The organism is Kribbella sp. NPDC026596, from assembly GCF_040638415.1.
Classification (GTDB): domain Bacteria; phylum Actinomycetota; class Actinomycetes; order Propionibacteriales; family Kribbellaceae; genus Kribbella.
Genome location: NZ_JBEZYF010000082.1, coordinates 12,929 through 39,146, shown reverse-complemented (window position 1 = coordinate 39,146; position 26,218 = coordinate 12,929). Strand labels below are relative to the sequence as shown.

The following is a 26,218-nucleotide window of genomic DNA, read 5'->3' as shown; positions in this document are numbered from 1 at the left end:
CCCGGGGGTGGCCGGGGGGGCGCGGGCCGCCACCCCCCGGCCCCGAGCGGGGAAGGCCGGGAGCCAGGGCCCGATGACCACGCCGGCGCCGGAGGCCCGGCCAAAAGTACTGTCACCGGGTCTCCTGCGCCCACGGGAGCAACAGGTGCTCCAGTAGCACCAGCGCGTAGAACAAGACGATGCTCATGATGCTGAGCAGGGTGATCGCGGCGAAGGCGAGCGTGGTGTCGGCGGTCGCACCGGACTGCTGGATCACGTAGCCGAGACCGCGGGTGGCACCGACGAACTCGGCGATCACCGAGCCGATCACGGCCAGCGAGATCGCGACCTTGAGGCCGGTGAAGATCTGCGGCATCGCGTACCGCAGCCGCAGCTTGAAGAACTCCTGCAGCCGGCTCGCGTTCAGCGACCGGAGCAACTCGACCAATTCCGTGGGAGTCGACTTCATGCCTTGCGCGGTCGAGATGACAATCGGGAAGAAGCACATCAGCAGCACCATCACGACCTTCGGCCACTGACCGAAGCCCATCCAGATCACCAGCAGCGGCGCGACCGCGATCTTCGGGATCGCGTTCACCATCAGCAGCAGCGGGTAGACCAGCCGCTCCAGGACCGTCGAGCTGACGATCACGAGTGCGATCGGTACGCCGATCACGATCGCGAGCAGGAAGCCCTCGATCGTCTCCAGCATCGAGGTCCCGGTCTCCTGCAGCAGGTATCCCGGCTGGTCGAAGAACTTGACGAACACGTCACCCGGGCCGGGCAGCAGGTACGGCTGGATCGAGAAAACCACCGTGGCCAGCCACCACAGCACGATCGCGCCGGCCAGGCCGATCATCGGGAGCAGTACGGCGGCGGCCGGCGAACTGGTCAGCCACGAACGCTTGGTCATCGCTGCCGCACCTCGTCGACCGGGCGCTCGGCCGCCGGCGCGGTCTTCTCCGCGAGCAGCCCGTGCAGCAGGCCGCTGATCCGCGCGACCTCGGTCAGGTGCGCGTTCTGGCCGAGGCTGCGGGGCCGCGGGATGTCGATGTCGACGACCTCCCGCATCCGGCCCGGCCGCGGCGTCAGGACGACCACTCGGTCGGCCAGCACGACGGCCTCCTCGATCGAGTGGGTGACGAACACGATGGTGGTTGACAGCTCCATCTTGATCCGCTGCAACTCCTCGGACAGCTCGGTCCGGGTGAGCGCGTCGAGCGCGGAGAACGGCTCGTCCATGAGCATCACCTGCGGGTCGCGGATCAGCGACCGGCACAGCGACACCCGCTGCTGCATACCGCCGGACAGCTCGTGCGGCAGCCGCCGCTCGAACCCTTGCAGGCCGACCAGCTCGAGCAACTGATGCGCCCGGTCCCGGTACGCCGCTTTGCCCCGGGACTCACGCCGTTCGCCGGCGCCGCCGTCGATCTCGACCGGCAGCATCACGTTGGACAGCACCGACCGCCACGGCAGCAGCGCCGGACGCTGGAACATGAACGACACGTCCCGGCGCGGCCCGGTGACGGGATCACCCGCCACCTGGACCGAGCCGCTGGTCGGCCGGAGGAGTCCCGCGATCAGCCGGAGCAGGGTGGACTTGCCACACCCGGACCGGCCGATCAGCGTGACGAACTCGCCGGCCCGGACGTGCAGGTCGATCTTCTCGAGGGCCGTGACCCGGCCCTCGCGTCCGTCGAAGACCTGCCCCACATCGTCCAGTCGGATCATCTAGCTGATCTCACGCCTTCGGCGCGAGGTTCAGCGTGACGACGTCCTCGGGCTTGACCGAACCGGCCGGCTGGATCGCCTTCGCGTCGTCCAGCAGCTTGATGACCGTCTTCACCCGGTTCAGGTCCACCGCGCCGAGCGGGCCGGTGAAACCGTCCGGCTTGATGTATTCCTTCATGATCTTCAGCTCTTCGGTGGCCACCGTGAGGTCGGTCTGCGGCACGTACTTCTTCAGGATCGCGGCGGCCGCGGCCGGGTCGTCGTAGGTGTCCTGCAAGCCCTTGAGCAGCGCGCCGGTGAACTTCTTCACCTGGTCCGGGTGGTCCTTGGCCAGATCGCTCCGGGTGATGATCGCGTTGCCGTAGAGGTCCGGCAGCAACTTCCCGTACGGCAGGACGACGGCCTCCCGGTGCTGCGGGTCGGCCTTCTCGACCAGCGGCTTGCCGACCACGAACTGGCCGATGCCCTTCACCTTGCCCGAGGCGAGCAGGGCCGGCAGGCCCGGCGGCGGCGACGGGATGAACTTGGTCTGGTCCACCGGAATGTTCGCGGCCTTGGCGTAGACCGGGAACATGACGGTGTTGGTCGAGCCGGGCTGGTCACCGATCGACTTGCCGATCAGGTCCTCCGGCTTTTCGATGCCGTAGCCCTTGAGCGACATGATCGCGGCCAGCGACCGCTGGTGGATCATCCCGACCGTCGTCACTGGCAGCTTCTGCTTGCCCAGGGTGATCACGACGGCGGTGAAGTCGCCGATCCCGTAGTCGGCCTGGCCACCGGCGACCAGCTTCATCACGTCGACCGTGCCGGAGCCCGGGTTGATCGTGACGTCGAAGCCGGCGTCCTTGAAGTAGCCCTTCTCCAGAGCGACGTAGGCATAGGCCTCGCGGCCGAAGGTGTTGAACGAGGTCAGGTAGCTGACCTTCGTCAAACCGGTGTCCGCTGCCTTGTCCTTGTCGTCACTGTTGTTACAAGCACTGACCAGGGCGAGCCCCAGGACCGTCACCAGTGCGATGACGGAACGCCTCAACCTCATATCGACCTCTCTCGTCCGATATTTGATCAAACATCAAATCTGCAAAGGTGGTCAATCGGCCCACGGGGACTTCACAGCGACTTAACGTCCACTGTCCCGGGTCCCGCGCCGAGCCGGCCGGCCACCCGTCCTGGAGCCGTTCCCCATGCCTGTCCGTGTCCGGACCGGCATCCCGCCCCGACCACAGACCGTACCCGCCTGGACAGCAGATCGCGACGTCCACCGGCTCCGAACCCGTCCCTACCCCGTCAAATTTGTGTAAACCGCCACTTCCGGGGTGACTCAGCCCACGCTCGGCGGGCCGGGTTGCAGGGTCCCTCCCGGGGTTCCCTCCGCGGAGGGAGGTGGCAGGCGGCGGGATTTGACACGATGAGGGGGTGACGGACGGACTGGTGCGCGGGTCGGAGCGTCCCGCGCGCGAGTCGGCGCCGGGCCGCCGGTCCACGCCCCCGTTGCGCCGCTGGACGTCGTACGCCGCTCACGCGGTGACCAGCCTGGTCCGGACGTCGACGTACCTGCGCTGGGTGTATCTGCTGCTCGGTGCCGCGCTGGTGCTGGCGTTCATCCTGGTGGACAGCGCGATCGGCTCGGTCGCCGAGGACCTGCAGTTGCCGAAGGTTGCCAGCGGCATCGTCATCGCGATCCTGGTGGCCACGCCGCCGATCGTGCTCGGCATGTTGCCCGCGGTCCGCGAGGTGGAGGGCATCGCAGTCGAGTCGCTGCTCGGCGTGCGGTTCGAGGAGCGCCCGCTCGGTCCGGCGCGGACCTGGGCGCAGCGCCGCCGGACGACGATCTGGTTCTGCCTGCACCTGGTCGCCGGTGGGGTCGTCGGCATCCTCAGCACGATCGTGTTCGTGGTCGGCGCGATGTGGCTGGTGGCACCGTTGCGCTCCCCCGGTCCGCGCGACATCGCCCCTGGGCTGTCGTACAACATCAGCGGCACCTGGCGGGACCTCTGGCTGCCGGCCGCCGCGCTGGGCGGGATCGTCGGCCTCTTCATGCTGTCGGCCGCGGTCGGCGCACTGCTTGCCCATCTGGCGCCACGCGTCCTCGGACCAACCGCGGCCGAGCGCATCGAGCTGCTCGAGCGCCAGACCGCAACGCTTGCCGAGCGCAACCGTCTGGCCCGGGAGTTGCACGACAGCGTCGGGCACGCGCTCAGCCTCGTCACCATCCAGGCGGCCGCCGCGCGCCGGGTGCTGGCGACCGACCCGGAGTTCACCGAGACCGCGCTGGCCGCGATAGAAACGTCCGCCCGGGCCGCGCTGGCCGACCTCGACCACGTGCTCGGCCTGCTCCGCGACGACCGGCGACCTGGCTCCCGGACCACGCCGCAGGCGACGCTCGGCGACCTCGACCCGCTCGTCGACGCCACCCGGGCCGGCGGGATCACGGTCGAGCTCGAGCGGTCCGGCCGGCTGGACCGGCTGCCGGCCGCGGTCTCCCGGGAGGCCTACCGGATCATCCAGGAGGGCCTGACCAACGCGATCCGGCACGCCGGCCGTCCAGCCGGTGAGCTCAGCGTGGACATGTCGATCCGGCTGGACGCCTCCGGGCTGCGGCTCGCCGTGACCAACCCGGTCAGCGGCTCCTCGGAAACCTCAGGCGGCGGCCGTGGATTGGCCGGGATCCGTGAAAGGGTCGCCGTACTGCAGGGGACCGTGGACGCCGGCCCGGACGGAGACAGCTGGCGGCTCGCGGTCACCTTGCCGGTCAGTGTGACGACGAAGGGATGACATGAGCCTGTCGGTGGTCGTGGTCGACGACGAGCCGCTGATCCGCAGTGGGTTGCGCGCCATCATCAACGCCGAGCCCGACCTCACGGTCGTCGGCGAGGCCGGGGACGGCGCGGAGGTCCTGCCGGTGGTCCGCCGGACCGGCGCCGACGTCGTGCTGATGGACGTCCGGATGCCCGCGGTGGACGGGATCCAGGCGACCCGGCTGCTGCTGGAGAACCTCGACCCGGCGCCGCGCGTACTGGTCGTCACGACCTTCGAGAACGACGACTACGTGTACGACGCACTCCGCGCCGGGGCGTCCGGTTCCTGCTGAAGCGGACACCGCCGGACGACATCATCGCGGCCATCCGTACGGTCGCCGGAAGCGAGTCGCTCTTGTTCCCCGAGGCGATCCGGGCGCTCGCGCTGGCCCACGTGGGCACGCAGCCACCGCGGCCGACCGGCCTGGACGAGTACCAGCTGACCGACCGCGAGCAGGAAGTGCTGCGGTTGATGGCGCGCGGACTGTCGAACCTGGAGATCGCCGGCGAGCTGATCCTCGGGCTGCAGACGGTCAAGACCCACGTCGCCAATGTGCTGGCGAAGCTCAACGCGCGGGACCGCACGCAGGCCGTGATCCGCGCGTACGAGTCAGGCTTCGTGCCGCTGCACTAGCTCAGGTATCGGCGGGGTCGACCGCTTCGTCGGCCAGCGCGCAGGCGTTGTGCAGCGGGTCCACCGCGTTCGCCTTCATCGCGACCCGACGCAGGAGCGTCCGGAAGCTCGAGCGCTCGGACTCGTCGAGGATGCCGAGCACCTCCTCCTCGGCGGTGGCCAGGCGTCGCTCCAGGTCACACAGGGTCTCGACGCCCTGGTCGGTCGGCACGATCAGCCGCGCCCGGCGGTCGGCCGGGTCGGGCTGGCGGTGCACCAGTCCAGCCTTCTCCAGGTCGTCCAGCAGGTACGTCATCACTGTGCGGTCCACGCCGAGCTGCGCAGCCAGGTCGAGCTGCCGCCGCGGTCCTTCAGAACACGCCGTGGCGAGCACCTGATAACCCCGCGGTCCGCCCGGCACGTCGTCCAGGGCGGCGGCGGCCGCCTTCGCATACCGGCGGAACACCACGCCCAGCGCCCAGCCGAGGTCGGACTCCACCGGCGCGCCACTGGCGGTCGGGGGCTCGACCCCTCGGGTGGCCCGGGTCGCAACCTCGGGCGAAGAACTGGTCACGGCTCCCATCGTACGGGGTGTATGCCACCCGGAATACGATCTGACTTGAATATGTTCTGCTCAACAGATTATCTTCGGAGCAGCTCAAACGAGCTACGCCCCCTCACTCGATGGAGACAGACGACATGAGCACCCTGCTACGCGTCGACGCCAGCATCCGCCTGGACGGATCGGTGTCCCGGGCCCTGGCGGACAGCGCGGAGGCCGCCTGGAAGGCGGAACACCCGGACGGCGTCGTGGTCCGGCGCGATCTCGGGCTGCACCCGCTGCCCGCGACCGTGTGGCCGACGCTGGCCGCGGCCCAGGTCGGCGAGGAGCCCACCACCGACGGCGAACGGATGCCGCTGGCGGAGGCCAAGGCACTCGCCGCGGACCTCGCGGCCGAGGTCAAGAACGCCGACGCGATCCTGCTCGCGGTCCCGCTGTACAACTACGGCATCGCACAGCACGTGAAGGCCTGGATCGACCTGCTGCTGATCGACATGGAACTGGTTCGCGGGCCCAGCCCGACGGCCGGCCGCCCGGTCATCTTCACGCTGGCTCGCGGTGGCGGTTACAGCCCGGGCACCCCGAAGCACGGCTGGGACCACGCCACGCCGTACCTGGAGCGCGTCTTCGGCGACATCCTCGGCATGAACATCCGGACCGCCGCCGCCGAGCTCACCCTCGCCCCGGTCACCCCGGGGATGGAGGAGCTCATCGACGCCTCGAAGGTGTCGGAATCCGAGGCGCTCGTCAGCGCGGAGCAGCACGGCACCGTGGTGGCCCGCGAGCTCACCGCCAACGCCGCCTGACCCGCGGACCTGCAGCACTCACCAACCTCCGCAAACGGCCGGCGCCGGCCGAGGTCCGAGCGTGATCCGCTCGGAGCGCGGGAGGTTGGTGAGTGGCGGGCGTCCGCCTCAGCCGACGGGTCGCCAGGTGGACAGCGTGACCGACAACGTGACCAGGGCCGGCTCCGGCAGTACGGCGATCTTTCCGAGCAGCTCCCGGTAGTTCAGATGCCGCGCGCTCGGCGTCATCAGCACCAACTGCTCGACCGCCGATCGGTCGAGCCGCATCGCGTCCTCGATCACCTCGGAGCCGGTGCGCACGAACACGCCGGCGAACGACTCCTGCAGCCGGCGCTCCTTCTCCTCGTCCACCGTGACGAGTCCCAGTACGCCGACCAGCTCGGCCAGGTGCTGCTGGTTCGGCGTGACCACGAGCAGTGCGCCGTCGGGCGCGAGTACGCGGGCCATCTCAGTGGCGTTGCGGGGGGCGAACACATTCAGCATCAGCTGGGCCGAGTCGTCCAGCAGCGGCAGCTCACGCCACGCGTCGCACACCACCGACCCGATCCGTGGGTCCACCTTGGCCGCGCGGCGAGCGGCGTACCTGGAGACGTCCAAGGCGATTCCGCGGCGGCCGGCTGCTGTCCCGAGCACACCGGCGAGGTAGTACCCGGTGCCTGCGCCCACCTCGACAACCAGATCGTCGGCTTGGAGGCTCGCGGCCTGGAGGATCAGCGCGTCCCGGATCGGCGCGTAGTGGCCGCCGCCTAGGAAGACGGTCCGGGCGCCGACCATCGCGGCCGAGTCGCCGTCGATGCCATTGGATGCAGAGGGCAACAGGTTGAGGTAGCCCTGCTTGGCCAGGTCGTAGGCGTGGTTGCGCGGACAGTTCGCCGTACGGTCGGTCAGCGCGAGGGCATCACCGCAGACGGGACACCGCAGTACCGTTACGAGGTCGGCTTCCACCCGTCCAGTCTCTCAGGGATGGGTCAGGTGATGTCGCGGCTGGTGATGCGCGCCCAGGCGGCGGTGTAGAAGACGGCCAGGTACGCGGCCTGCACGAGCAGGTTGCGGCCGATCTCATGCCAGTACGGCGGGTCGCGGAGCAGGTCGGCGAACGACGGCCAGCGGTACATCAGCATCCACGGGTGGATCGCGTGGAGCTGCGGGATCGCGGTCAGGATGCCGAGCACGATGAACGTGCCGAAGGTCGCGGCCATCGCGGCCAGCGGGGTCGACGTCAGCGACGACACGAACAGCCCGATCCCGGCCAGCCCGAGCAGCGACCCCGAGATCACCACGGCGATCCCGAGAGCGCGCAACAGGCCCTCGCCGAGGGAGACCGTCGTCCCGGACAGCAGCAGTACGTCGCCGACCGGGAACAGGATGAATCCGACGATCAGCCCGGAGATCCAGATCGTCATCGTCGCGGCCAGGCAGAAGACGGCGAGCGCGACCATCTTCGCCGCCAGCAACCGGGACCGGCCGGCCGGTGCGGTCAGCAGATTCCGCAGGGTGCCGAGGCTGGACTCGCCCGCGAGCGACTCCCCCGAGATGACCGTCACCGCGGTCGGGAGGAAGAACGGCAACGACAGCCCAAGACTCGCGACGATCAGGAACAACCCGTTGCCGGCGACCTGGCCGAGGAATCCCTCGGCCCCGTTGTCGTTGCCGGAGAGCTTGATCGCGATCCCGATCAGCAGCGGGACGGCCGCGAGGACGCCGAGCCCGACCTGGGTCCGGGCGCGCCCGAAGACCAGGTGCAGCTCCGAGGTGAACAGCGCGAGTGTGTGAGGCCCGGTGTCAGGCCGGCCGATGGTCACCGCATCGGCGACCGCCGTCTCGTTACTCGGCGACATCGAAGCCCTCCCCGGTGAGCGCGACGAAGGCATCTTCGAGGCTGGGACGCTCCAGGCCGAAGCCGTGGATGCGGACGTCGGCGGCGACCAGCGCGGCGGCGAACTTCTCGATCGGGAGCTCGCCGGGGTCGCCTTCGACGGTCTCGGCGGTGGTGCGCAGATCGGTGACGCCCAGGCCCTGCAGTGTGTCGGCTGCCTGGCCGAGGTCCGGCGTACGCACGATCAGGCGGGGCCGGAGCTCGGCGCGCAGATCGGCGACGGTGGACTGGCGGACCAGGCGGCCGCGGCTCATCACGGCGGCGTGGGTGCAGACCTGCTCGACCTCGGCCAGCAGGTGGGTCGAGGTGAAGACTGTGGTCCCGTCGTTCGCGAGATCGCGGATCAAGTGCCGGACCTCGCGGGTGCCCTGCGGGTCGAGGCCGTTGGTCGGCTCGTCGAGAACGAGCAGCTCCCGGCGCCGCATCAGTGCGACCGCGATGGCGAGGCGCTGCCGCATGCCGAGTGAGTACGCGCGGACCTTCTTGCCGGCCGCGTTCGACAGTCCGACCCGCTCGAGGGCCTCCCCCGCGCGGGCCTTGCGGGTCTTGGGGTCAGCAGTGCGGTCCGCCGCGTCGAACCTGAGCAGGTTGGCCTGCCCGGTCCAGAACGGGTAGAACGCAGGGCCTTCGACCAAAGCGCCGACCCGCGGGAGCACCTGCAGATGCGCCTTCGGCATCGGCTCGCCGAGCAACTCGACCGACCCTGCTGTCGGCGCGATCAGCCCGAGCAGCATCCGGATGGTCGTCGTCTTCCCCGAGCCGTTAGGCCCGAGGAAGCCGAACACACTGCCGGCCGGCACCTCGAGGTCGACCGCATCCACCGCCACCTGCCCACCCCGGAAGCGTTTGGTCAGCCCATGGGTGACCACAGGGGCGTCCACGGTCAGCGGGGGGCCTTCGCTGCGGCGGCCTGGAGGGTGTCCGGGGTGACCAGGCCGATGAAGACGCGGCCGTCGTCGGTGATCAGGGCGCTCACCATCTTGCTGGTGACGATCTTGCCCTTGCCCCACGAGCCCTGGACGGTCGGCGCCTTGAGCAGCAGTTGGTCGAGCGGTCCGTTCCCGGTCGTCTTCACGCCGCGCACCATCGCCACGCTCTCCCAGCTCTTACCGATCACGGTCGGCCGGTCGGAGTCCGCCGTACGGGGCTTGACGCCCTTCGGCGGGGTGACCTGCTTCGGGACCTCGCGCGTCTGCGGCGCCTTCTCCTCCGTCACCTTCACACCCTTCGGCGGGGTGAACGCGAAGGTGCTCGCGGCCGGTACGTCGAACGACACCGCGGAGAAGCCGAGCTGGACTGCCGGGTCCTTGCCGGTCCGCGGCATCACGGTCACCTCGAGCGGGACCCAGGTCTTGGAGTCGATCGCCAGCGTCACCGAGCCGACGGTCGTCTTGTCGGTCTTCGGCACCAGGCGCAGCTTGTACGCATCGCGGCCGGCGACCTTCTCCGTGCCGCTCACGTCGACCTTGGTGGTCGGGTCGATCGCGTCGAGGAACTGCTTGGCCACCGCCTGCGGGTCGTAGGACTCCGGCGCCGCCTTGGGCTTCGCCGAGTGCGCCGGCACGGTCAGCTTGACGGCCTCACGCCTGGACGAGTCGTACGCCCATGCGGACTTGCCGTCGGTCGTCCAGACCCGCTCGGCCATGTTGTCGAGCACCGAGACCCGGGCCTTGTCCGGGCTCGCGAACGCCACTCGGGCGGTGTGCTCGCCGGAGAGCAGGTCGGTGAGCTGGTTGCCGCCCTCGACGCCGGGGAGCGCGGGCAGGCCGAGGTCCGTGTCGGAGCGGACAGTGCCGCTCAGACCGTCGACCTTCGCGGTCTGCACTTTGGCGAGCAGGTCCTGCGCGCTGATCCCGGGCAGCTTCGGCGAGGCATCCGCGACCACTGGCCCGAGTGCCCCCACCCCTGCCACTACCGCGACCGCCGTGACCGGAACCAACCACCGTCGACTGCGCTGCGCTACACCCATGGGTCAAGCGTCGCACCGGCACAGGCCGGAACCAAGGGGTCTCAGGGTCGGTTCACCCAAAAGAGTGAGTCCGGCGTACGACCGTGGTCGTACGCCGGACTCAGCTCCGACTCAGGTGGGGCGCTCAGCGGCTCTGGAGGGCGTCCAGGGCCACCGTCATCGCGGCGGCGACGCGGAAGTCCATCCGCTGGTCCTGGACGGTGATCCGGTAGCGGTCCCGGATCGACAGCCGCCGCTCGACCGAGAGTACCGGCTGCCCGCTCCCCCGCTCGGTGAAGTCGAAGTGGAAGATGAACGGCAACGGGATCTCACCGATGAACGGGACGAAGTCCCAGATCCGGCGGACGATCGCGATGGTCGGGTTGCGCTCGGTCCCGTCCGCCTCCACGCCGGTGCCACTGAGCTGCCAGCTGGACCGCAGCAGGCTCTTGCCGAACTCCTTCTTGAACCACCCGATCTGCTGCCCGTTCGCGTCGAACACGTCGTACCCGGAGCCCAGATCGATCGTCTTGCGCGCCTTGAAGGAGAACACCGGCTGGGACTTGGTGTCGTCGGAGTAGAAGGTGACCTGCTCCTTGAACGCCATCCGCTTCTGCTGCGCGAACGCCAGCAGCGGCCCGTCGCTGCCGTCCGGGTTGGTGGCGATCAGCTCGTACTTGTTCGCCATCATCGTTACCCGCTGTTTCATCGTGAACGCGGGCACGTACATGGTGGACTCCGGTGTCATGCGGAGGAGTGTGCCATCCCACAGGCCGACGCACCCACCTGAAGCCCACGCGCCAAGGCGTCCGCCTCCTCGGACTGCTCGACGACGTGTACGACGATCTCCCCGGCACCCTGCAGCGACAGATCCCGTGCGATCTCGACTCCGAGCTCGACCGCCTCCACCGGTGTCCGCGCAGGCCGCCAGAGCACACCGAAATCAACAGGCGGCTTCTCAGCTCCCAGTACGACGACCAGCGCCTCGGACTGCTCCAGATCCGTCGCCGGATCGCCACCCACGACCACACGCACCGTTTGCCGACCAGCAGTCGGTACGGCGCTCTCCACGGCCTGCAACGCATCACCAACAATCGATGTCTCTCGTCGACCCCAGTGATCCTCGTGAACCGCCCAGGCGAGCGGCCTGCGCGTGGCCCAGCCCGTGCGAACCAACTCCGGCGCGGCCGCGAACTCGTCGACGTGCCCGACGCACAGGTAGCCGATGAGGTCGATGTGCGCAGGTAGGTCGAGCACCGCCGCCACCTCACCCGGCTCGAAGAACGAGACCCAGCCGACGCCGAGGCCTTCGGCTCGCGCGGCCAGCCACAGATTCTGGATCGCGATCGCGGCGGAGAACCAGGTCGTCCGCGGATCCGCGTGCCTTCCCAGCACATGCCGTCCACCGCGACCCGGGTCGCAGGTCACGGCGATGTTCAGCGGGGTGTCGAGGACCGCCTCGATCTTGAGCCCGTCGAACGCCCGTCGCCGATCCGCCGGCAGCGAGGCCGCGAACGCATCCCGCTGAGCGGTCGCCAGATCGTGCACCTTCCGCCGCGTGACGATGTCCCGGATCAGCAGAAAGTCCCATGGCTGACTCAACCCGACACTCGGCGCCCGATGCGCCGCCTCCAGCACCCGCTGCAGCATCTCGTCGTCGATCGGCGTATCCACAAACCCTCGCCGGACGTCTCGCCGCTCGGCGATCACCCGGTGCACCACCTCACGTTCTGATGGTGTGTAACCAGGGGCAGCAGACAATCGACCCACGGCGGCCGTCGCGTTCGTGGAGCGGCGTTTGGTGACCACGAGTTCGGCCCCCGTGACGAGCACGGCAGCCTCGGCGACGCTCGCCGTACCCGCCAACTGCTCGACCCGCTCACTGGGCGTCGGCACGGATTGCCGTGCGAGCTCATCCGCCGACGCAGTCTGGAGCTCCGCTCGCAGCGACGCCACCAGACGTTGCAGCCCCGGCTCGGACTGCCGCCCTTCCACCGTGACCACTGTTCGCACCTCTCCCCCGCCGGCTGACCTCAGCGCCTCGTCCACCAGGTCGCGGAGCTCGCGGTACGACGTACCGACGCGCAAGCCGATCCCGACGACGAGCCTCACTTCTCCAGCCCCGCATGGACCCGCGCGGCCGCGACGAACCGGGCCGGGACGTCCGGGCTCGCCGTCCAGTGCAGATGCAGGTACGACGCATGCACCCGGGGCAACGCGATCCCTTCGACGCCACCCGGCAGGTACCAGGCCGGATCCACCTCGCCGTCGAGCTCGACCGCCGTACGGTGGAACTCGTGACCGCGAACGCGGCGGCCCTCGTCGAAGAACGCGGTCGTCGTCGCGGCGATCGCCGTCCGGTAGCCCAGCGTCAGCCGGCTCGTCATCCGGCCGGTCGCGGGCAGGACGCCGGTCATCGGATGGCCGTCGAGCTCGCGGCACAGGTACAGCAGGCCGGCGCATTCGGCGACCACCGGGAGGCCGGCCGCGATCTCGGTGGCCACCTGACGCCGGAGAGTGGCGTTGGCCGACAGCGCCTCCGCGTGCAGTTCGGGGAAGCCGCCGCCGAGGTAAAGGGCTGCGGTTGCCTCAGGCAACGGATCGGACAGCGGGTCGAAGACCACGACATCGGCGCCGGCGGCAACGAGCAGCTCGGTGGTCTCGATGTAATGGAAGGAGAAAACCGGGCCGCCGGCAACGGCGACCACGGGACGGCCGTCCTCGGCCGGGGTCACCTCGGCGGCCGGGTCCCAGGGCTCAGCGTCGTACGGCGACGCCGCTCGGGCCGCCGCAACGAAGGCCTCCAGATCTACGCCTGCCCGAACCAGTTCGGCGGCGGCCTCGACCGCAGTGGTCGCCTGCTCGCGTTGCTCGCCGGCCGGGACGAGACCGAGGTGGCGGCTCGGGACGGTGAGGCGGGTGTCGCGACGGAGGACGCCGAGCACCGGTACGCCGGTCGGCGCGACGCCGGCCCGGACCTCGGCCTCGTGCCGGTCCGAGCCGACCTTGTTCAGGATCACGCCGACGATCCGCACCTCGGTGTCGAAGGCAACGAAACCGGTGAGGACGGCACCCACACTGCGCCCGGCCGCCGACGCGTCCACCACCAGTACGACGGGTGCCTTGAGCAACTTCGCGACGTGCGCGGTCGAGGAGTACCCCTCGGTCCCGAGGGCACCGTCGTACAGGCCCATCACGCCTTCGACGACGGCCAGGTCCGCGCCCGCGGAACCGTGCGCGAACAGCGGCGCGACCCGCTCCTCGCCGGACAGCATCGGGTCGAGGTTCCGCCCGGGGCGGCCGGTGGCGACCGCATGGAAGCCTGGGTCGATGTAGTCCGGGCCGACCTTGAACGGGGCGACCGTGTGCCCGGCCTGCCGCAACGCGGCCATCAGTCCGACGGCCACGGTCGTCTTCCCCGCGCCCGATGACGGTGCCGCCACGACCACCCGGGGGATCACCACTCGATGCCTTTCTGGCCCTTCTGGCCCGCGTCCATCGGGTGTTTGACCTTCGTCATCTCGGTGACCAGGTCGGCGGCCTCGACCAGCCGCGGGTCCGCGTTGCGGCCGGTGATCACGACGTACTGGTGGCCGGGGCGGTTCACGAGGGTGTCGACCACCTCGTCGACGTCGACCCAGCCCCACTTCATCGGGTACGTGAACTCGTCCAGGACGTAGAGGTCATGGGTCTCCGCGGCGATCCGGCGCTGGATCTCACGCCAGCCCTCGAGCGCGTCGGCGGCGTGGTCCGCCTCGGTGCCGGCCTTGCGCGACCAACTCCAGCCCTCACCCATCTTGTGCCACTCGACCGGCCCGCCCTGACCGGTTGCCTCATGCAACTGACCGAGGGCCTTGAACGCACCCTCCTCGCCGACCTTCCACTTCGCGCTCTTGACGAACTGGAACACGCCGATGTTCCAGCCCTGGTTCCAGCCGCGCAACGCCATCCCGAAGGCGGCCGTCGACTTCCCCTTCATCTCGCCGGTGTGCACCATCAGCAGCGGGCGGTTCCGGCGTTGCCGGGTGGTCAGGCCGTCCTCCGGCACCACGGCCGGTTGTCCCTTCGGCATCTCAGGCCGCCTTCCGTTCGGTGACGGTGCGAATGAGGTTGCCTGCGGCAACTTCCCCGAGGTCGAGGTACTCCGCGTGCAGGTCCGCGGCGAGCTCGGCGGCCAGGCCGAGCCGGACGCCGCGGCGCGGTTCACAGTCGACCACGACAGTCGCTATCCCGTGCTGGGCGAGCCATCCGGCCGCTCGCCTCGCCTTGGCGAACGCGTTCTCTCCATGGGTCGCGCGGCCGTCGGTGACGAGGACGAGCAGGGGTCGGCGGCGCGGATCGCGGATTGCGGCGATCCGGAGCACTTCGGCCGCCTGGAGCAGTCCTTCGGCCAGAGGTGTGCGCCCGCCGGTGGGCAGCGACTCGAGCCGTCGTACGGCGGTCTCGACGCTGCCGGTGGGTGGAAGGGCGACCGTGGCGTCGGCGCCGGCGAACGTAACGAGACCGACGGTGTCGCGCCGCTGGTAGGCGTCGAGCAGCAGCGAGACGATCGCCGTCTTCACCTCGCCCATCCGCTTCTTCGTCCCCATCGAGCCGGACGCGTCGACACAGAACAGCACGAGGTTGCCCTCACGACCCTCGCGGACGGCGAGCCGTACGTCAGACGCCCGTACGGCCAGACCCGCGCCGGTGCGACCGCGCGCGTGCTGATGCGGCGCGGCGGACCGGATGGTCGCCAGCAGATGCGGCCGCCCGGACTCCCGGCCGACGCGCTGCCGATCACCCACCACGCGGCCGGCCTCGGTGATCGCCCGAGACCGCCGCCCCGCAACCCCGGCGCCAGCAGCCTGCACACTCAACAACCGAGCCTTGAAAGGCTCCGAACTCCCAACCACCTGACCCGCCGGCGTCGGGCCGGGCCGCTCGTTCGGGCCGGTCCCGGGCTCCGCCCGGTCCGGCTCCGCCTCGGCACGGTCCTGGGCTGCCGGGTCGGTGTCGGCTGGACTGCCGTCGGCATCCGTGGGGTCCGCTCCCCCTCCCGGGCCGTCCGGGTCGTCGTCCGGGTCCTGCGGGGGCGTGCTGTCCTGGATCGCTTGCTCCAACTGCTCTTCGTCGAGGCCCGGGGCGTCGAAGGGGTTTCGCCGGCGGCGGTGCGGGAGGGCCAGTTTGGCGGCGGCGCGGACGTCCTCCACCTCGACGACCGTGCGGCCGGACCAGGCTGCGTGGGCGACCGCCGTACGCGCGGTGACCAGGTCGGCACGCATCCCGTCGACGTCGAAGGACGCGCAGATCTCGGCGATCTGGCGGAGCGCGGCGTCGGTCAGGATCACCTCGGCGAGCAGGTCGCGGGCCTTGACGATGCGCTCGGCGAGCTCGCGCTGCGGGCCGTCGTACCGGGCGATGAAAGCGTCCGGATCGGCCTCGTACCCGAGTCGTGCGCGCATGACCTCGACCCGAACGGCAGGGTCGCGGCTGGCGACCACGTCGACGGTCAGGCCGAACCGATCCAGCAACTGCGGGCGGAGCTCGCCCTCCTCCGGGTTCATCGTGCCGACCAGCACGAAGCGTGCTGCGTGGGTGACCGACACCCCGTCGCGTTCGACGGTCGCGCGGCCCATCGCGGCGGCGTCGAGCAGGACGTCGACCAGGTGGTCGTGCAGGAGATTGACCTCGTCGACGTACAGGAGTCCGCGGTGCGCGGCGGCGAGCAGGCCGGGTTCGTACGCCGTGATGCCCTCGGCGAGCGCCTTCTCCAGATGCAACGACCCGAGCACCCTGTCCTCGGTGGCGCCGACCGGCAACTCCACCAGCCGCGCCGGACGGGTGAGCGTCTCGGGCTCGGCCGGATGCGGGCCGTCGGGGCAGGTGGGATCCGGGTGTTCCGGGTCGCAGGAGAACCGGCAGCCGGGGACGACATCCACCGGCGGGAGGATCTCGGTCAGGGCGCGGACCGCGGTCGACTTCGCCGTACCCTTCTCGCCCCGGATCAGCACACCACCGATCGCCGGGGAGATGGCCGCCAGGATCAGCGCGAGTTGCAGGTCGTCCATCCCGACGACCGCGGTGAACGGGAATCCGGTGGACGGTGAGGCAGGCCGCATCGGCGGTGGGTCCCTTCGTCGAGCGGGTATCCACGCCCGCTACGGCTGCTGGTACGCCGTACCGCGGTGACCGCAGCCCGACGGACGGACGCGGATGTCCTGGCTCCCGGGCCGCAACAGATCCGACCCGGTCACAGTGGCGGGACCGCCCCGGACTCCCGGCCGCAGCCGGTCACCGGTGTTCCTCCACAACCGTCCGCCCGATCATGGCACACCCCAGCCTGTCACTCAGCGACGAGGTTCACACGCGTACCGAAGAACGGGTAGTGGTCCGCCCAGCGCCGAGCCGCAGCCGCCCGTCACGCGGGACGCTGGAGCGTGAGGATGACGACTACCCGTCCATCGGTACGGTGCGTACGGGCGGTAGTCGGTCAGGTCCAGGCCTCCCGTCGGCTCGCCTCTGGGTGTTGACTGAGGATGTATGGGGGGTCCGCGGCCTGATCATCGATTCGCCGGACGCGCTGCTGAACAGGAGTTCCTCGGCGATGTGCTGCTGGACGCCACGGCGGGCGTACCGCACGCGATCGTCGTCCATGTCGAAGCCGGCATCGGCAAGACCCGCCTGGCTCGTGAAGTCGGCGCAGATTCAGCGCTGAACGTGCTCTGGGGATCCTGCGTGCACTTCGGTGGCGCGTCCGTCCCGTTCGCTCCGATCACGAGCGCCTTGCAGGATTGGTTGAGCCGGGCGGATGCCGACGAAAGGGCCGAGGTCCTCGCCGGGACCGACGGGCTGAATGCATTGCTGCCATCGCTCGGCATCAGTGCCTTCTCTGGCAGCGGCGCGGGTATCGACACCACGCGACTGCCGATGCTCGTCGACCTCGTGCTCAACCGGATCGCGGCCCGACGGCCGACGGTGGTGGTCGTCGACGACCTGCAATGGGCCGACGTCGCCTCACTGGACGTGATGGCCTATCTGATCGCCGGATTCCGCTCCCAGCCGTTGGTCCTCCTCGCCACCTGCAGGACGGAAGAACGCGGCGAGGGCCATCCCCTCCACTCCTGGCTGGCCGATATGCGCCGGATGCCCTTCTTCGGCGAGATCCGGTTGGAGCCGCTGGACCTCGACGGCACCAGCAGCCAGATCGAAGGACTCCTCGGCCAGGCGCCCGACATCGAACTCGCCGCCGAGGTTCTGGCCAGATCGGACGGCAACCCCTACCTCGTCGAGCTGATGGTCAGCGGTCTCTCCGGCACTGAGCGCACTCTTCCGGCCACCGTTCCCGCTGCGCTCCGCGAAGCCCTGCTCGCCGCCTGGCACAGCCTGTCCAACCAGGCCCGCTTGGTCACCAGAATCCTCGCAGTCGGCGGCCGACCGACCTCATCGGCCGTCCTGACCGAGGTCGCCGCCGGCCACGGACTCGAGGCGAGCTCGATCGCCCCTTGTCTGGCGGAGGCGCAGGACCGCGGTGTCGTGGAAACCGCAACCGACGGAACCTCCTGGTTCCGGCACCCGCTGCTGGCCGACGTCTTGTACGACGGCCTGTCACCCGACCAAACCGCAGAACTCCATGCCGACTACATCCGCGTCCTCGAATCACGCCCCACCGAGGTTGAAGCTGCCGACCTGGCGATCCACAACGAACGAGCCGGGAACGTCGACGCGACTTACCACTGGTCCCTCGTGGCAGCCGATCAGGCACATCGTCTGCGCGCGCCGACGGAGGAGGCGATCCAGCTCCGCCGGGCTTGCGCTATCTGGGAGTCCGTGTCACCGACCGTGCGCGGAACGCGAGACGAGAGGATCGGCCTGTTGCGTCGGACGAGCCTGGTCTGCGAGCGGGCAGGTTGGCCCGAGGTTTCAGTGACGCTCCTCACGGAGGCGTTGAGTCTGCTGAACAAGAAGCAGCAACCGTTGCTGGTCTGCGACCTTATGGTCCTCAGGGCCAACTGCCGCTGGCAATCGACGTCGCCGGCGATGGCCGATCTGGAAGAATTCCTCGAAGCGATCGAACTGACGACGGATTACCCCGAGAGTGCGGAGCGCGCCGTCGCGTTCGCCGAGCTAGCTGAGACCGAGTCTTTCCACGGCCTACCGGAGGACACGATCCACGCGGAGGAAGCCGTCCGAATCGGCCACCTGTCAGGCTCGACGCAGGCCCTTGGGCGGGCGCTTTGCGCACACGCGGCGGTGTTGGAGGCCCCCGCGGCGATGTCGGTGGCTTCCGCGCCGCTGGCTGCGCTCGCCGAGGCGGAGCGGTCAGTGCAGTTGGCGACAGCGTGTGGAGATACAGCCACCGCCACCGGCGCCGCCATCGTCCGTTTCCATGCCCTGCGCGGGCTCGGCCGGTGGGCCGACGCAGCCGAGGTCACCCGCGCGGTCTACTTCGACGCGGTCGCCTCCGGGGTCGGCGCCTGGGCATATTTCCTAGCCGGCCTGGCTGCCGAAGAACTGATCACCCTCGGCCGCTGGGACGAGTGCCGGGTCCTGCTACGGTCCGCGTTGGCGGGACGATCCGCCGGGATCCCTGGAGCAACTGTCAGGCTGGCTGCCAGCGCGCTGGCCGTCAGGTCAGGGCGGAACGATGAAGCACGACAACACTTCGATCGGGCGTTGGAGTTGATCTCCGACGACTTCAACCCGTCCCGCCCGCGCGTGACCAGAGTCGGCATCGAGCTGATGATCGCCGATGGGACGGCCGCGGACGCCGTGACTTGGGCAAGCCCGCGGCTCACAGCTCAGGATCAGCCTCCCGATCCCTGGGACGACGAGGCGCTTCCGGTCTACGCCTGGGCCGCAGCCGAGGCAGCTCGCGTCGCCCGGGACCGTGGTGATCCTGCCGGGGTAGACGCGGCGGTGGAGGCGTTGGACGGCGTCATCGACGACTGGGAGCGGGAGCCCTTCGTCGACGGAATGGGTGGGCCGGACGTCCAGGCGATGAATCAGGCGCTCTGGGCGGCCGAGATCAGCCGCTGCCGGGATACTGCGGATCAGCCCAAGCGTTGGCGCCGGGCCGCGGAGACCTGCGGTATCGCGGGAGATCGCTGGCACCAGGCGGTCGCCCAATGGCGGTGCGCCGAGGCTGAGCTGGCCACTGGCTGGACCTCGCCGGAGGCGCGCGACCTGCTGCGTAAAGCACACCGATGCGCGGTCGAGCTCGGGGCCAAACCCTTGCAGACCGAGGTCGAAGCGCTGGCCCGGAGGTCGAGGATCGATCTTCACGAGCCGGTGCCGGTCGTGCCCGTGGCCGACGACACCGTCCTGGCAGGACTCACCGACCGAGAGCGGGAGGTCCTGGCTTTCCTAGTGGCCGGACGGTCGAACGGGGAGATCGCCAAGGAGCTGTTCATCAGTGACAAGACGGTCAGCGTGCATGTGTCGAACATCCTGCGAAAGACCGGCACTACCAGCCGGGTGGCAGCCGCCGCTCTGGCCGAGCGACGGCTGCCGGATCACTGAACGCCGACCGGATGACGACGCCGGTAAGCCCAGAGAGCTGCCAGCGCGATCCCGGCCCCGCCGATGGCGCTTGCACCTGCCTGCACGCTCCCGGCGACGTTGTCGTCGAGCTGCACAGTCGGTCCCAGCTCAGCGACGACCACAGCGCTGTCCCCGTGCCTGCCCTTCTCGGGATCGACATACTGAGCCGACGCTTGGGTCGCCCCGGCCAGCACGAACCCACAGGTCACTACCGGTACGGCGATCAGGGTGCGGATGTGCTTCATAACTCCTCCTCACGGCGCGGATCGCCGTCTGCCTTCCACCGTCCGTCGAGGCCACGGACTGTCACATCAGGCGCACCCCCTCAGATCCGCGACGCACCCCCTTAGTTGTCTAGCTTTGGGCCATCCCGGCGGAACTGCTGGCGCGGGAAGCGGAGCTGGCACCGAACAGGTTGCCGACCTGCTGATCTCTAGACCGTGGTGGCGATGAGTTTGTCGGCGACCCACTGCGCGACATCGGGCGGGTAGGGCGCTGACAGGCCGAGAACGATGTGCCGGAAGCCGGCGTCGATCGCTTCGCCGATCGCCTTCTGGGTCGCGCTTGGCGAGTCGTAGGAGACGGGCAGGTGGATCGAGCGGGTGATCGTTGCGGGGTCGCGGCCGATCTCGGCGCAATAGCGGTCCAGTAGTGCGCTTCGGCGTACGGCGTCGTCGATGTCACCACCTGGGATGTTCCACAGGTCGGCGTGCTCGGCGACTACCCGGAGCGTGGCGGACGAACGTCCGCCGATGATGATCGGCGGGTGCGGGCGCTGGACCGGCTTGGGATTGCCGAACGCTCCGGTGAGCTGGACGTACCTGCCGTCGAAGTCGAACGGCGCGGACTCGGTCCACAATCGCCGGATGACGGTGCATGCCTCGGCGAGGGCTGCCACCGAGTGGTCGAATTCGTGGTACGGCAGGCCGTGGGCGTCGTACTCGCGCCGGGCCAACGGATGGCTCGGTCGTGAGCCCGCGCCGATCCCGAAGTCGAGCCGTCCGCTGGAGACGATGTCGACGGTCGTGGCGATCTTGGCCAGCATCGCCGGCGGCCGGAAGCGGTTGCTGGTCACGAGCAGACCGAGGCGCAGTCGTTGGGTCTGCGCGACCAGCGCCGAGAGCAGCGTCCAGCCTTCTACGCCGGCCCGCCCGGGTCGCCGGCGATCGGCATCAGGTGATCGAACAACCACGCGTGCTCGATCTCCGGGATGGCGTCCGCCTCGCGCCACACCCGTAGTACCTCGTGGTAATCGATGTGCATCGGCGCGGTCATGATCCCGAAGCTGGGCATAGGTTCTCCTTCAGCGACGCCGCAGGGCCGGTTCGAGCAGCGCGGGTGGCGTGTCGAACTTCTCGTGCGGGGCGAGATCGGTGCCCGGGGCAACGATACTGTCGATCGCATCGAGCACGTCGGCGGACAGGACGGTGTCGGCGGCGGCGAGCTGCGAGCGCAGGTGGTCCAAGGTCCGCGGGCCGATGAGCGCGCTGGTGACAGCCGGATGCGCGGTGACGAAGCCGAGAGCCAGCTGGATCAGCGTGAGGCCGGCCTCGTCGGCCACCTTCGCCAACTGCTCGACAGCTTCGAGCCTGGCCTGGTTGTACGGAAGCGTGGTGTCGAAGCGTTCCGGCGCGAAGACCGAGCGGCTGGTGCTGATCTCCTGGCCCGCGCGGACCGCACCCGACAGCCAGCCCGACGCCAACGGACTCCACGCCAGCACGCCGAGTCCGTACTCCTCGGTCACGGGCAGGACGTGAGCCTCGATCCCGCGCTGCAGGATCGAGTAGCTGGGCTGCTCGCTGACGTAGCGGCTCAGGTGATGTTCGCGGGCGGCCCACTGGGCCTGCACGATCCGGTACGCCGGGAACGTCGAGGAGCCGAACGAGCGGATCTTCCCCGCGCGCTGCAGGTCGGTCAGCGCCGACAGCGTCTCCTCGTCGCTGGTGCTCGGGTCCCACCGGTGGATCTGGTAGAGGTCGACGTGATCGACGCCGAGCCGGCGCAGGCTGTCGTCGAGGGCGGTGACCAGCCAGCGACGCGAGCTGCCCTGATGGTTGCGCTCGTCGCCCATCGGCATCGTCGCCTTCGTGGCCAGCACGAGGTCGTCACGGCGGCCGGCCATCGCCTTGCCGACCATTTCCTCGGACTCGCCCTGGCCGTACATGTCGGCGGTGTCGATCAGGTTGATCCCGGCCTCGAGAGCGGCGTCGACGATCGCGGTGGCCTCGTCCTGGCCGGTACGGCCGATCGCGCCGAAGTTCATCGCGCCGAGCGCGAGGGTGCTGACCTGGACGCCGGTGCGACCCAAGGTGCGGTACTGCATAGCGGTGCTCCTCCTGGCATGATGGGCGAATACGGAACGATGTTCCGTTACCCAACATACGGAACGCTGTTCCGTTTATCAAGGAGGAATATGCCCGACAGCGGATCGGAGCAGCCTGTTCAGCGGAAGCGGGCCGATGCCCGCCGGAACGAGAAGACGCTGCTGGACGCCGCCGCGGCGGCCTTCGTCGACTCCGGCGTCGATGCGCCCGTCCGCGACATCGCCGGCCGAGCCCGCGTCGGCGTGGCTACGATCTACCGCCACTTCCCGACCCGGGCCGACCTCATCGTCGCCGTCTACCGCCACCAGGTCGAAGCCTGCGCCGAGGCCGGTCCAGCGCTGCTGGCCGACAGCACCTCACCGCACGCTGCCCTGGCCAGCTGGATCGACCTCTTCGTCGACTTCCTGGTCACCAAGCACGGCCTCGCCGAGGCGCTGCAGTCCGACGACGCCGCCTTCCAGACCTTGCACGCCTACTTCCTCGACCGCCTGGTTCCCGTCTGCGCCCAACTCCTCGAGGCCGCAGCCGCGGCAGGCGAGGTCCGCTCCGATGTCAACGCCTACGAACTCCTCCGGGGCGTCGGCAACCTCTGCATCGGCGCGGACAACAACACCCGCTACGACGCCCGCCGCATGGTCGGCCTCCTCATCGCCGGCCTGCGGGTCACCTAGGAGCGTTCCAGAGATACGTGTCGTACCCGGAGGTGCCGCCACCAACGACCAACCTCTTGTCATCCGAGTCGAAGGGCAGAGGTCGCGGACGAAGATGTCCTGCGTGTTGTTGATTTCACCGGCGACAAGGTTGGTCGAGGACGAAGTGAAGGTCAGGTGGAGACATCCGGGCTGTCGTTCGGGTCGCCGGACACCCCCACCGACACCAACTCGATCGAGCCGGCCCGCCGATCCGCATCCCCGCAGCCGCCGGCACAGCGACCGCTCCCCCGGCTACCGCAGCCACAACAAGCACTGCGCAAGCGGCCCGAACCGGCCTGCGACTGCGAAGAACAGACCCCTTCAGGGCATCAGTCGGATGCACCCGAAACCGCCGGAGTTATCCACCGCCGAGGGTCGAACGCTTGATCAGTGCTCACTTCGCCGAGGGCTCCCGTCGAGGCGTTGCGGGGTGTTCACTGAGTACGCATGGGGGGTCTGCAGCCCGATCGTCGCTTCGCCGGACGCGCTGCCGAACAACAGTTCCTCGGCGATGCACTGCGGCACGCCGTAGCCGGCACGCCCCACGCGATCGTCATCCACGGCGAAGCCGGCATCGGTAAGACGCGCCTGACCCGAGAAGTCTGCAAAGCCTCACACCTGAACGTCCTCTGGGGCTCCTGCGTCCACTTCGGCGGCGCCTCGGTCCCCTTCGCCCCCATCGCCGGCGCCCTACAAGACTGGCTCACCCACGCGGATCCCGACGAAAAGAAGGAGATCCTCGCCGGCACGGAGGGTCTGAGCGCCTTGCTCCCCTCACTCAGCAGCAGCGACAGCGGGCCTGACGGCAGTCCCCCGAGACTGCCGGTGCTGGTTGATCTTGTGCTGAATCGGATCGCGGAACGACGGCCGACCGCGGTGATCATCGATGACCTGCAATGGGCGGATGTCGCGTCGCTCGATGTGCTGGCTTACCTGATTGCCGGGTTCCGGGGGCAGCCTCTGGTGTTGATCGCCACCTGCCGGACGGAGGAACGGCCCGAGGGACATCCGCTGCACTCGTGGTTGGCGGATATGCGCCGGATGCCGCTGTTCAGCGAGATTCGGCTCGAGCCGCTCGACCTGGAGGCGGCCGCCCTTCAGATCGAAGGATTGCTGGGCAGACCGCCTGACATCGAGCTCGTCAGCGAGGTCCTGGCCAGGTCGGACGGCAACCCTTACCTCATCGAGCTGATGGTCCGCGGTCTGTCCGGTGCCGAGCACAGCTTGCCTGCGACCGTCCCGGCGGCCCTCCGCGACGCCTTGCTTGCTGCCTGGCACAGCATGTCCGAACAGGCCCGGCTGGTCACCAGAATCCTCGCGGTCGGCGGCCGGCCGACGTCATCCGCCGTACTGACCGAGGTCGCGACCGGCCACGGTCTCGAGACAACCGCTTCCCTGTCGGAGGCACAGGACCGCGGCGTCGTGCACACCGACGGCGGCAGCTGGTGGTTCCGCCATCCGCTGCTGGCCGAGGTCTTGTACGACGGCCTGCCGCCCGAGCAAGCCGCAGCCTTCCATGCCGACTACCTCCGCGTCCTCGAAGCGCGACCAGGTGAGGTGACCGCCGCTGATCTGGCGGTCCACAACGAACAGGCCGGCAACATCGACGCGACGTACCGCTGGTCGCTGGTCGCAGCCGATCAAGCAGCGCAGCTCCGGGCACCAACCGAGGAGGCGATCCAACTCCGCCGCGCCTGCGCGCTCTGGGAGACGGTGTCACCAACCCTCCGCGGCGGCCGCGACGAGAGGATCAGCCTGTTGCGACGGACGAGCTCGATCTGCCGCCGGGCGGGCCTACCGGAGGTGGCGGTGACACTCCTCACGGAGGCGTTGAGCCTGGTGAACAAGAAGCAGGAACCCTTGCTGGCCAGCGATCTGCTCATCAAATGGGCCGATGCCCGTTGGCAAGTCGATACACCCGGCGAGGCAGACCTCGACGACCTCCTCGAGGCGATCGCGCTGACCGAGGACTACCCGGACAGCGCGGAGCGTGCTGATGCGTTCGCCGAGCTTGCCGAGACGGAGACCATGTACGGCATGCGGGACGCTACGGTCCACGCGGAGGAGTCCGTCCGGGTCGCGCGCAGATCCGGCTCGCAGCAGGTCCTCGGACGAGCGCTCTCCGCCCGCGCGGCTGTCTTCGACTTCCAGGCGCCGGCGGACTCGCTCGCCGACGCCGAGTTGGCGGAGACCCTGGCGAGATCGTGCGGGGATGTCGACACCGCCACCGGGGCAGCGATCTGGCGCTTCGACGCTCTGCGGGCGCTCGGCCGGCGGACCGAGGCCGCCGACGTCACCCTCGCGGCCTACCAGGATTCAGTCACCACCGGTGGCGGCACCTGGGCCTACTTCCTCGCCTTCCAGGCCTCCGATCAGCTGATCGACCTCGGCCGCTGGGAGGAGTGCCGGGCCATGTTGCGGTCGGCGCTGGCCGCACGCTGCACCGGCATCCCGGGAGCAGGCGTCAGGTTGTCCGCGAGCCTGCTGGCGGTGCGATCCGGGCGCACCGAGGAGGCACGGCAGCACTTCGATCGGGCGTTGGAACTGGTCTCCGAGGACTTCAACCCGCTCCGCCCCCCGATGACCCGCACCGGTATCGAGCTGATGCTCGCCGAAGGCCGCGCCGCGGAGGCTCTCACCTGGGCAGGCCCACGGCTGCTTGTTCCGGATCTTCCCGAGCCGGACGACGACCCGGTGCTCGCGACCTATGTCCGGGCAGCAGCCGAGGCAGCCCTGGACGGCGGGGACCACGACCTCGCGGAGCTGGTCGACAAGGTTCTCGACGAATGGCCATGGGAGCCGTTCACCGTTGCCTTGGACGGCCCTGAGGCGCAAGTGATGGATCGATCGCTGCTCGCGGCCGAACTCGCACGCTGCCGGAAGACCCCGGACCAGGCTGAGCGTTGGCGCGACGCGAGCAAAGCCTGCCGTCCGGCGGGAAGACGTTGGCACGAGGCCATGGCGCAATGGCGGTGTGCCGAGGCGGGGTTGGCGAGTGGGTGGACTCCGTGGAGTGTGCGTGAGCTTTTGCGGGAGGCTCATCGTGGTGCGGTCGAGCTGGGGGCCGAGCCGTTACGGGTCGAGATCGAGGCGTTGGCGCGGCGGGCGCGGATCGATGTGCAGGAGTCGGTTTCGGTGGTGGCCGCCGATGACCCGGTTCTGGCGGGGCTTACTGCGCGGGAGCGGGAGGTGTTGGGGTTTCTGGTGGCCGGACGGTCGAACGGTGAGATCGCCAAGGAGCTGTTCATCAGTGACAAGACGGTCAGCGTGCATGTGTCGAACATTCTTCGGAAGACCGGCACGACGAGCCGGGTGGCAGCCGCCGCTCTGGCCGAGCGACGGCTGCCGGATCACTGAACGCCGACCGGAT

24 protein-coding genes and 1 riboswitch are annotated in these 26,218 nt (G+C 69.4%); of the genes, 7 read left to right on the top strand and 17 right to left on the bottom strand.

Annotation, left to right across the window (positions count from 1 at the left end; all coding sequences use genetic code 11):
* Positions 1-112: 112 nt before the first annotated feature.
* The 3 genes from AB0E63_RS40435 to AB0E63_RS40425 are packed head-to-tail and all read right to left on the bottom strand — an operon-like array spanning position 113 to position 2,746.
* The gene (locus AB0E63_RS40435; RefSeq protein ID WP_360378337.1) at positions 113-892 is read right to left on the bottom strand and encodes an ABC transporter permease; all 780 of its coding nucleotides are present in this window, start codon (positions 890-892) and stop codon (positions 113-115) included.
* The gene (locus AB0E63_RS40430) at positions 889-1,710 is read right to left on the bottom strand and encodes an ABC transporter ATP-binding protein (RefSeq protein WP_360378334.1); all 822 of its coding nucleotides are present in this window, start codon (positions 1,708-1,710) and stop codon (positions 889-891) included. Before AB0E63_RS40430 ends, AB0E63_RS40435 begins: the two co-directional genes overlap by 4 nt.
* Before the next feature lie 10 nt (positions 1,711-1,720).
* Positions 1,721-2,746 carry an ABC transporter substrate-binding protein gene (locus AB0E63_RS40425; protein ID WP_360378331.1) on the bottom strand — a complete coding sequence of 342 codons (1,026 nt, stop codon included), beginning with the start codon at positions 2,744-2,746 and terminating at the stop codon, positions 1,721-1,723.
* 377 nt (positions 2,747-3,123) lie between these two features.
* Here AB0E63_RS40425 and AB0E63_RS40420 point away from each other — a divergent pair, with 377 nt between their 5' ends.
* The 3 genes from AB0E63_RS40420 (at position 3,124) to AB0E63_RS40410 (ending at position 5,139) form a co-directional block, all read left to right on the top strand.
* Positions 3,124-4,482 carry a histidine kinase gene (locus AB0E63_RS40420; RefSeq protein ID WP_360378328.1) on the top strand — a complete coding sequence of 453 codons (1,359 nt, stop codon included), beginning with the start codon at positions 3,124-3,126 and terminating at the stop codon, positions 4,480-4,482.
* Position 4,483: 1 nt separating this feature from the next.
* Positions 4,484-4,798 carry a response regulator transcription factor gene (locus tag AB0E63_RS40415; RefSeq protein WP_360378325.1) on the top strand — a complete coding sequence of 105 codons (315 nt, stop codon included), beginning with the start codon at positions 4,484-4,486 and terminating at the stop codon, positions 4,796-4,798.
* Between the two features lie 62 nt (positions 4,799-4,860).
* Positions 4,861-5,139: a response regulator transcription factor gene (locus AB0E63_RS40410; protein ID WP_360378323.1), complete on the top strand. Its 279-nt coding sequence runs from the start codon at positions 4,861-4,863 to the stop codon at positions 5,137-5,139.
* A gap of 1 nt (position 5,140) precedes the next feature.
* Here AB0E63_RS40410 and AB0E63_RS40405 read toward each other — a convergent pair whose 3' ends face one another.
* Positions 5,141-5,701 carry a MarR family winged helix-turn-helix transcriptional regulator gene (locus AB0E63_RS40405; RefSeq protein WP_360378321.1) on the bottom strand — a complete coding sequence of 187 codons (561 nt, stop codon included), beginning with the start codon at positions 5,699-5,701 and terminating at the stop codon, positions 5,141-5,143.
* 116 nt (positions 5,702-5,817) lie between these two features.
* Between AB0E63_RS40405 and AB0E63_RS40400 the strand changes: the two genes are divergently transcribed.
* Positions 5,818-6,486, top strand: a complete 669-nt coding sequence (locus tag AB0E63_RS40400) for an NAD(P)H-dependent oxidoreductase (RefSeq protein WP_360378319.1) — start codon at positions 5,818-5,820, stop codon at positions 6,484-6,486.
* 108 nt (positions 6,487-6,594) lie between these two features.
* On the opposite strand, the gene AB0E63_RS40395 is transcribed toward AB0E63_RS40400, so the two are convergent.
* The 9 genes from AB0E63_RS40395 to AB0E63_RS40355 form a co-directional block, all read right to left on the bottom strand.
* On the bottom strand, positions 6,595-7,431 hold the full coding sequence (locus tag AB0E63_RS40395; RefSeq protein ID WP_360378316.1) for a putative RNA methyltransferase: 837 nt from the start codon (positions 7,429-7,431) through the stop codon (positions 6,595-6,597).
* 23 nt (positions 7,432-7,454) lie between these two features.
* A complete protein-coding gene (locus AB0E63_RS40390; RefSeq protein WP_360378314.1) occupies positions 7,455-8,324 on the bottom strand; it encodes an ABC transporter permease in 870 nt (289 codons plus the stop codon).
* Entirely contained in the window at positions 8,311-9,243 is a 933-nt protein-coding gene (locus tag AB0E63_RS40385) for an ABC transporter ATP-binding protein (protein ID WP_360378311.1), read from the bottom strand. Before AB0E63_RS40385 ends, AB0E63_RS40390 begins: the two co-directional genes overlap by 14 nt.
* A gap of 2 nt (positions 9,244-9,245) precedes the next feature.
* Entirely contained in the window at positions 9,246-10,331 is a 1,086-nt protein-coding gene (locus tag AB0E63_RS40380; RefSeq protein ID WP_360378309.1) for a hypothetical protein, read from the bottom strand.
* 124 nt (positions 10,332-10,455) lie between these two features.
* The gene (locus AB0E63_RS40375) at positions 10,456-11,058 is read right to left on the bottom strand and encodes a hypothetical protein (protein ID WP_360378307.1); all 603 of its coding nucleotides are present in this window, start codon (positions 11,056-11,058) and stop codon (positions 10,456-10,458) included.
* Positions 11,055-12,422, bottom strand: a complete 1,368-nt coding sequence (gene bluB / locus AB0E63_RS40370; RefSeq protein WP_360378304.1) for a 5,6-dimethylbenzimidazole synthase — start codon at positions 12,420-12,422, stop codon at positions 11,055-11,057. The genes AB0E63_RS40375 and bluB overlap by 4 nt, the downstream gene beginning before the upstream one ends.
* On the bottom strand, positions 12,419-13,753 hold the full coding sequence (locus AB0E63_RS40365) for a cobyrinate a,c-diamide synthase (RefSeq protein WP_360378340.1): 1,335 nt from the start codon (positions 13,751-13,753) through the stop codon (positions 12,419-12,421). Before AB0E63_RS40365 ends, bluB begins: the two co-directional genes overlap by 4 nt.
* A gap of 14 nt (positions 13,754-13,767) precedes the next feature.
* Positions 13,768-14,382, bottom strand: a complete 615-nt coding sequence (gene cobO, locus AB0E63_RS40360) for a cob(I)yrinic acid a,c-diamide adenosyltransferase (RefSeq protein ID WP_360378302.1) — start codon at positions 14,380-14,382, stop codon at positions 13,768-13,770.
* Between the two features lies 1 nt (position 14,383).
* A complete protein-coding gene (locus tag AB0E63_RS40355; protein ID WP_360378300.1) occupies positions 14,384-16,411 on the bottom strand; it encodes a putative cobaltochelatase in 2,028 nt (675 codons plus the stop codon).
* 95 nt (positions 16,412-16,506) lie between these two features.
* A riboswitch (cobalamin riboswitch) is annotated at positions 16,507-16,595 on the bottom strand.
* Between the two features lie 237 nt (positions 16,596-16,832).
* On the opposite strand from AB0E63_RS40355, the gene AB0E63_RS40350 reads away from it, so the two are divergent.
* Positions 16,833-19,811, top strand: coding sequence for an AAA family ATPase (locus AB0E63_RS40350; RefSeq protein ID WP_360378297.1), 2,979 nt, complete (start codon positions 16,833-16,835; stop codon positions 19,809-19,811).
* Here the strand turns inward: AB0E63_RS40350 and AB0E63_RS40345 are convergent.
* From AB0E63_RS40345 to AB0E63_RS40330, 4 genes are all read right to left on the bottom strand, one after another.
* Positions 19,805-20,077 carry a hypothetical protein gene (locus AB0E63_RS40345; RefSeq protein ID WP_360378294.1) on the bottom strand — a complete coding sequence of 91 codons (273 nt, stop codon included), beginning with the start codon at positions 20,075-20,077 and terminating at the stop codon, positions 19,805-19,807. The genes AB0E63_RS40350 and AB0E63_RS40345 overlap by 7 nt on opposite strands.
* Positions 20,078-20,265: 188 nt before the next feature.
* Positions 20,266-21,024 carry an LLM class flavin-dependent oxidoreductase gene (locus AB0E63_RS40340; protein ID WP_360378291.1) on the bottom strand — a complete coding sequence of 253 codons (759 nt, stop codon included), beginning with the start codon at positions 21,022-21,024 and terminating at the stop codon, positions 20,266-20,268.
* Positions 20,970-21,125, bottom strand: a complete 156-nt coding sequence (locus AB0E63_RS40335; RefSeq protein WP_360378289.1) for a hypothetical protein — start codon at positions 21,123-21,125, stop codon at positions 20,970-20,972. Before AB0E63_RS40335 ends, AB0E63_RS40340 begins: the two co-directional genes overlap by 55 nt.
* A gap of 10 nt (positions 21,126-21,135) precedes the next feature.
* Positions 21,136-22,155, bottom strand: coding sequence for an aldo/keto reductase (locus tag AB0E63_RS40330; RefSeq protein WP_360378286.1), 1,020 nt, complete (start codon positions 22,153-22,155; stop codon positions 21,136-21,138).
* Between the two features lie 90 nt (positions 22,156-22,245).
* Between AB0E63_RS40330 and AB0E63_RS40325 the strand changes: the two genes are divergently transcribed.
* Both AB0E63_RS40325 and AB0E63_RS40320 read left to right on the top strand, forming a co-directional pair.
* The gene (locus AB0E63_RS40325; RefSeq protein ID WP_360378284.1) at positions 22,246-22,827 is read left to right on the top strand and encodes a helix-turn-helix domain-containing protein; all 582 of its coding nucleotides are present in this window, start codon (positions 22,246-22,248) and stop codon (positions 22,825-22,827) included.
* Between the two features lie 468 nt (positions 22,828-23,295).
* Positions 23,296-26,205 carry an AAA family ATPase gene (locus AB0E63_RS40320; RefSeq protein WP_360378281.1) on the top strand — a complete coding sequence of 970 codons (2,910 nt, stop codon included), beginning with the start codon at positions 23,296-23,298 and terminating at the stop codon, positions 26,203-26,205.
* The last annotated feature ends 13 nt before the right edge of the window (positions 26,206-26,218 follow it).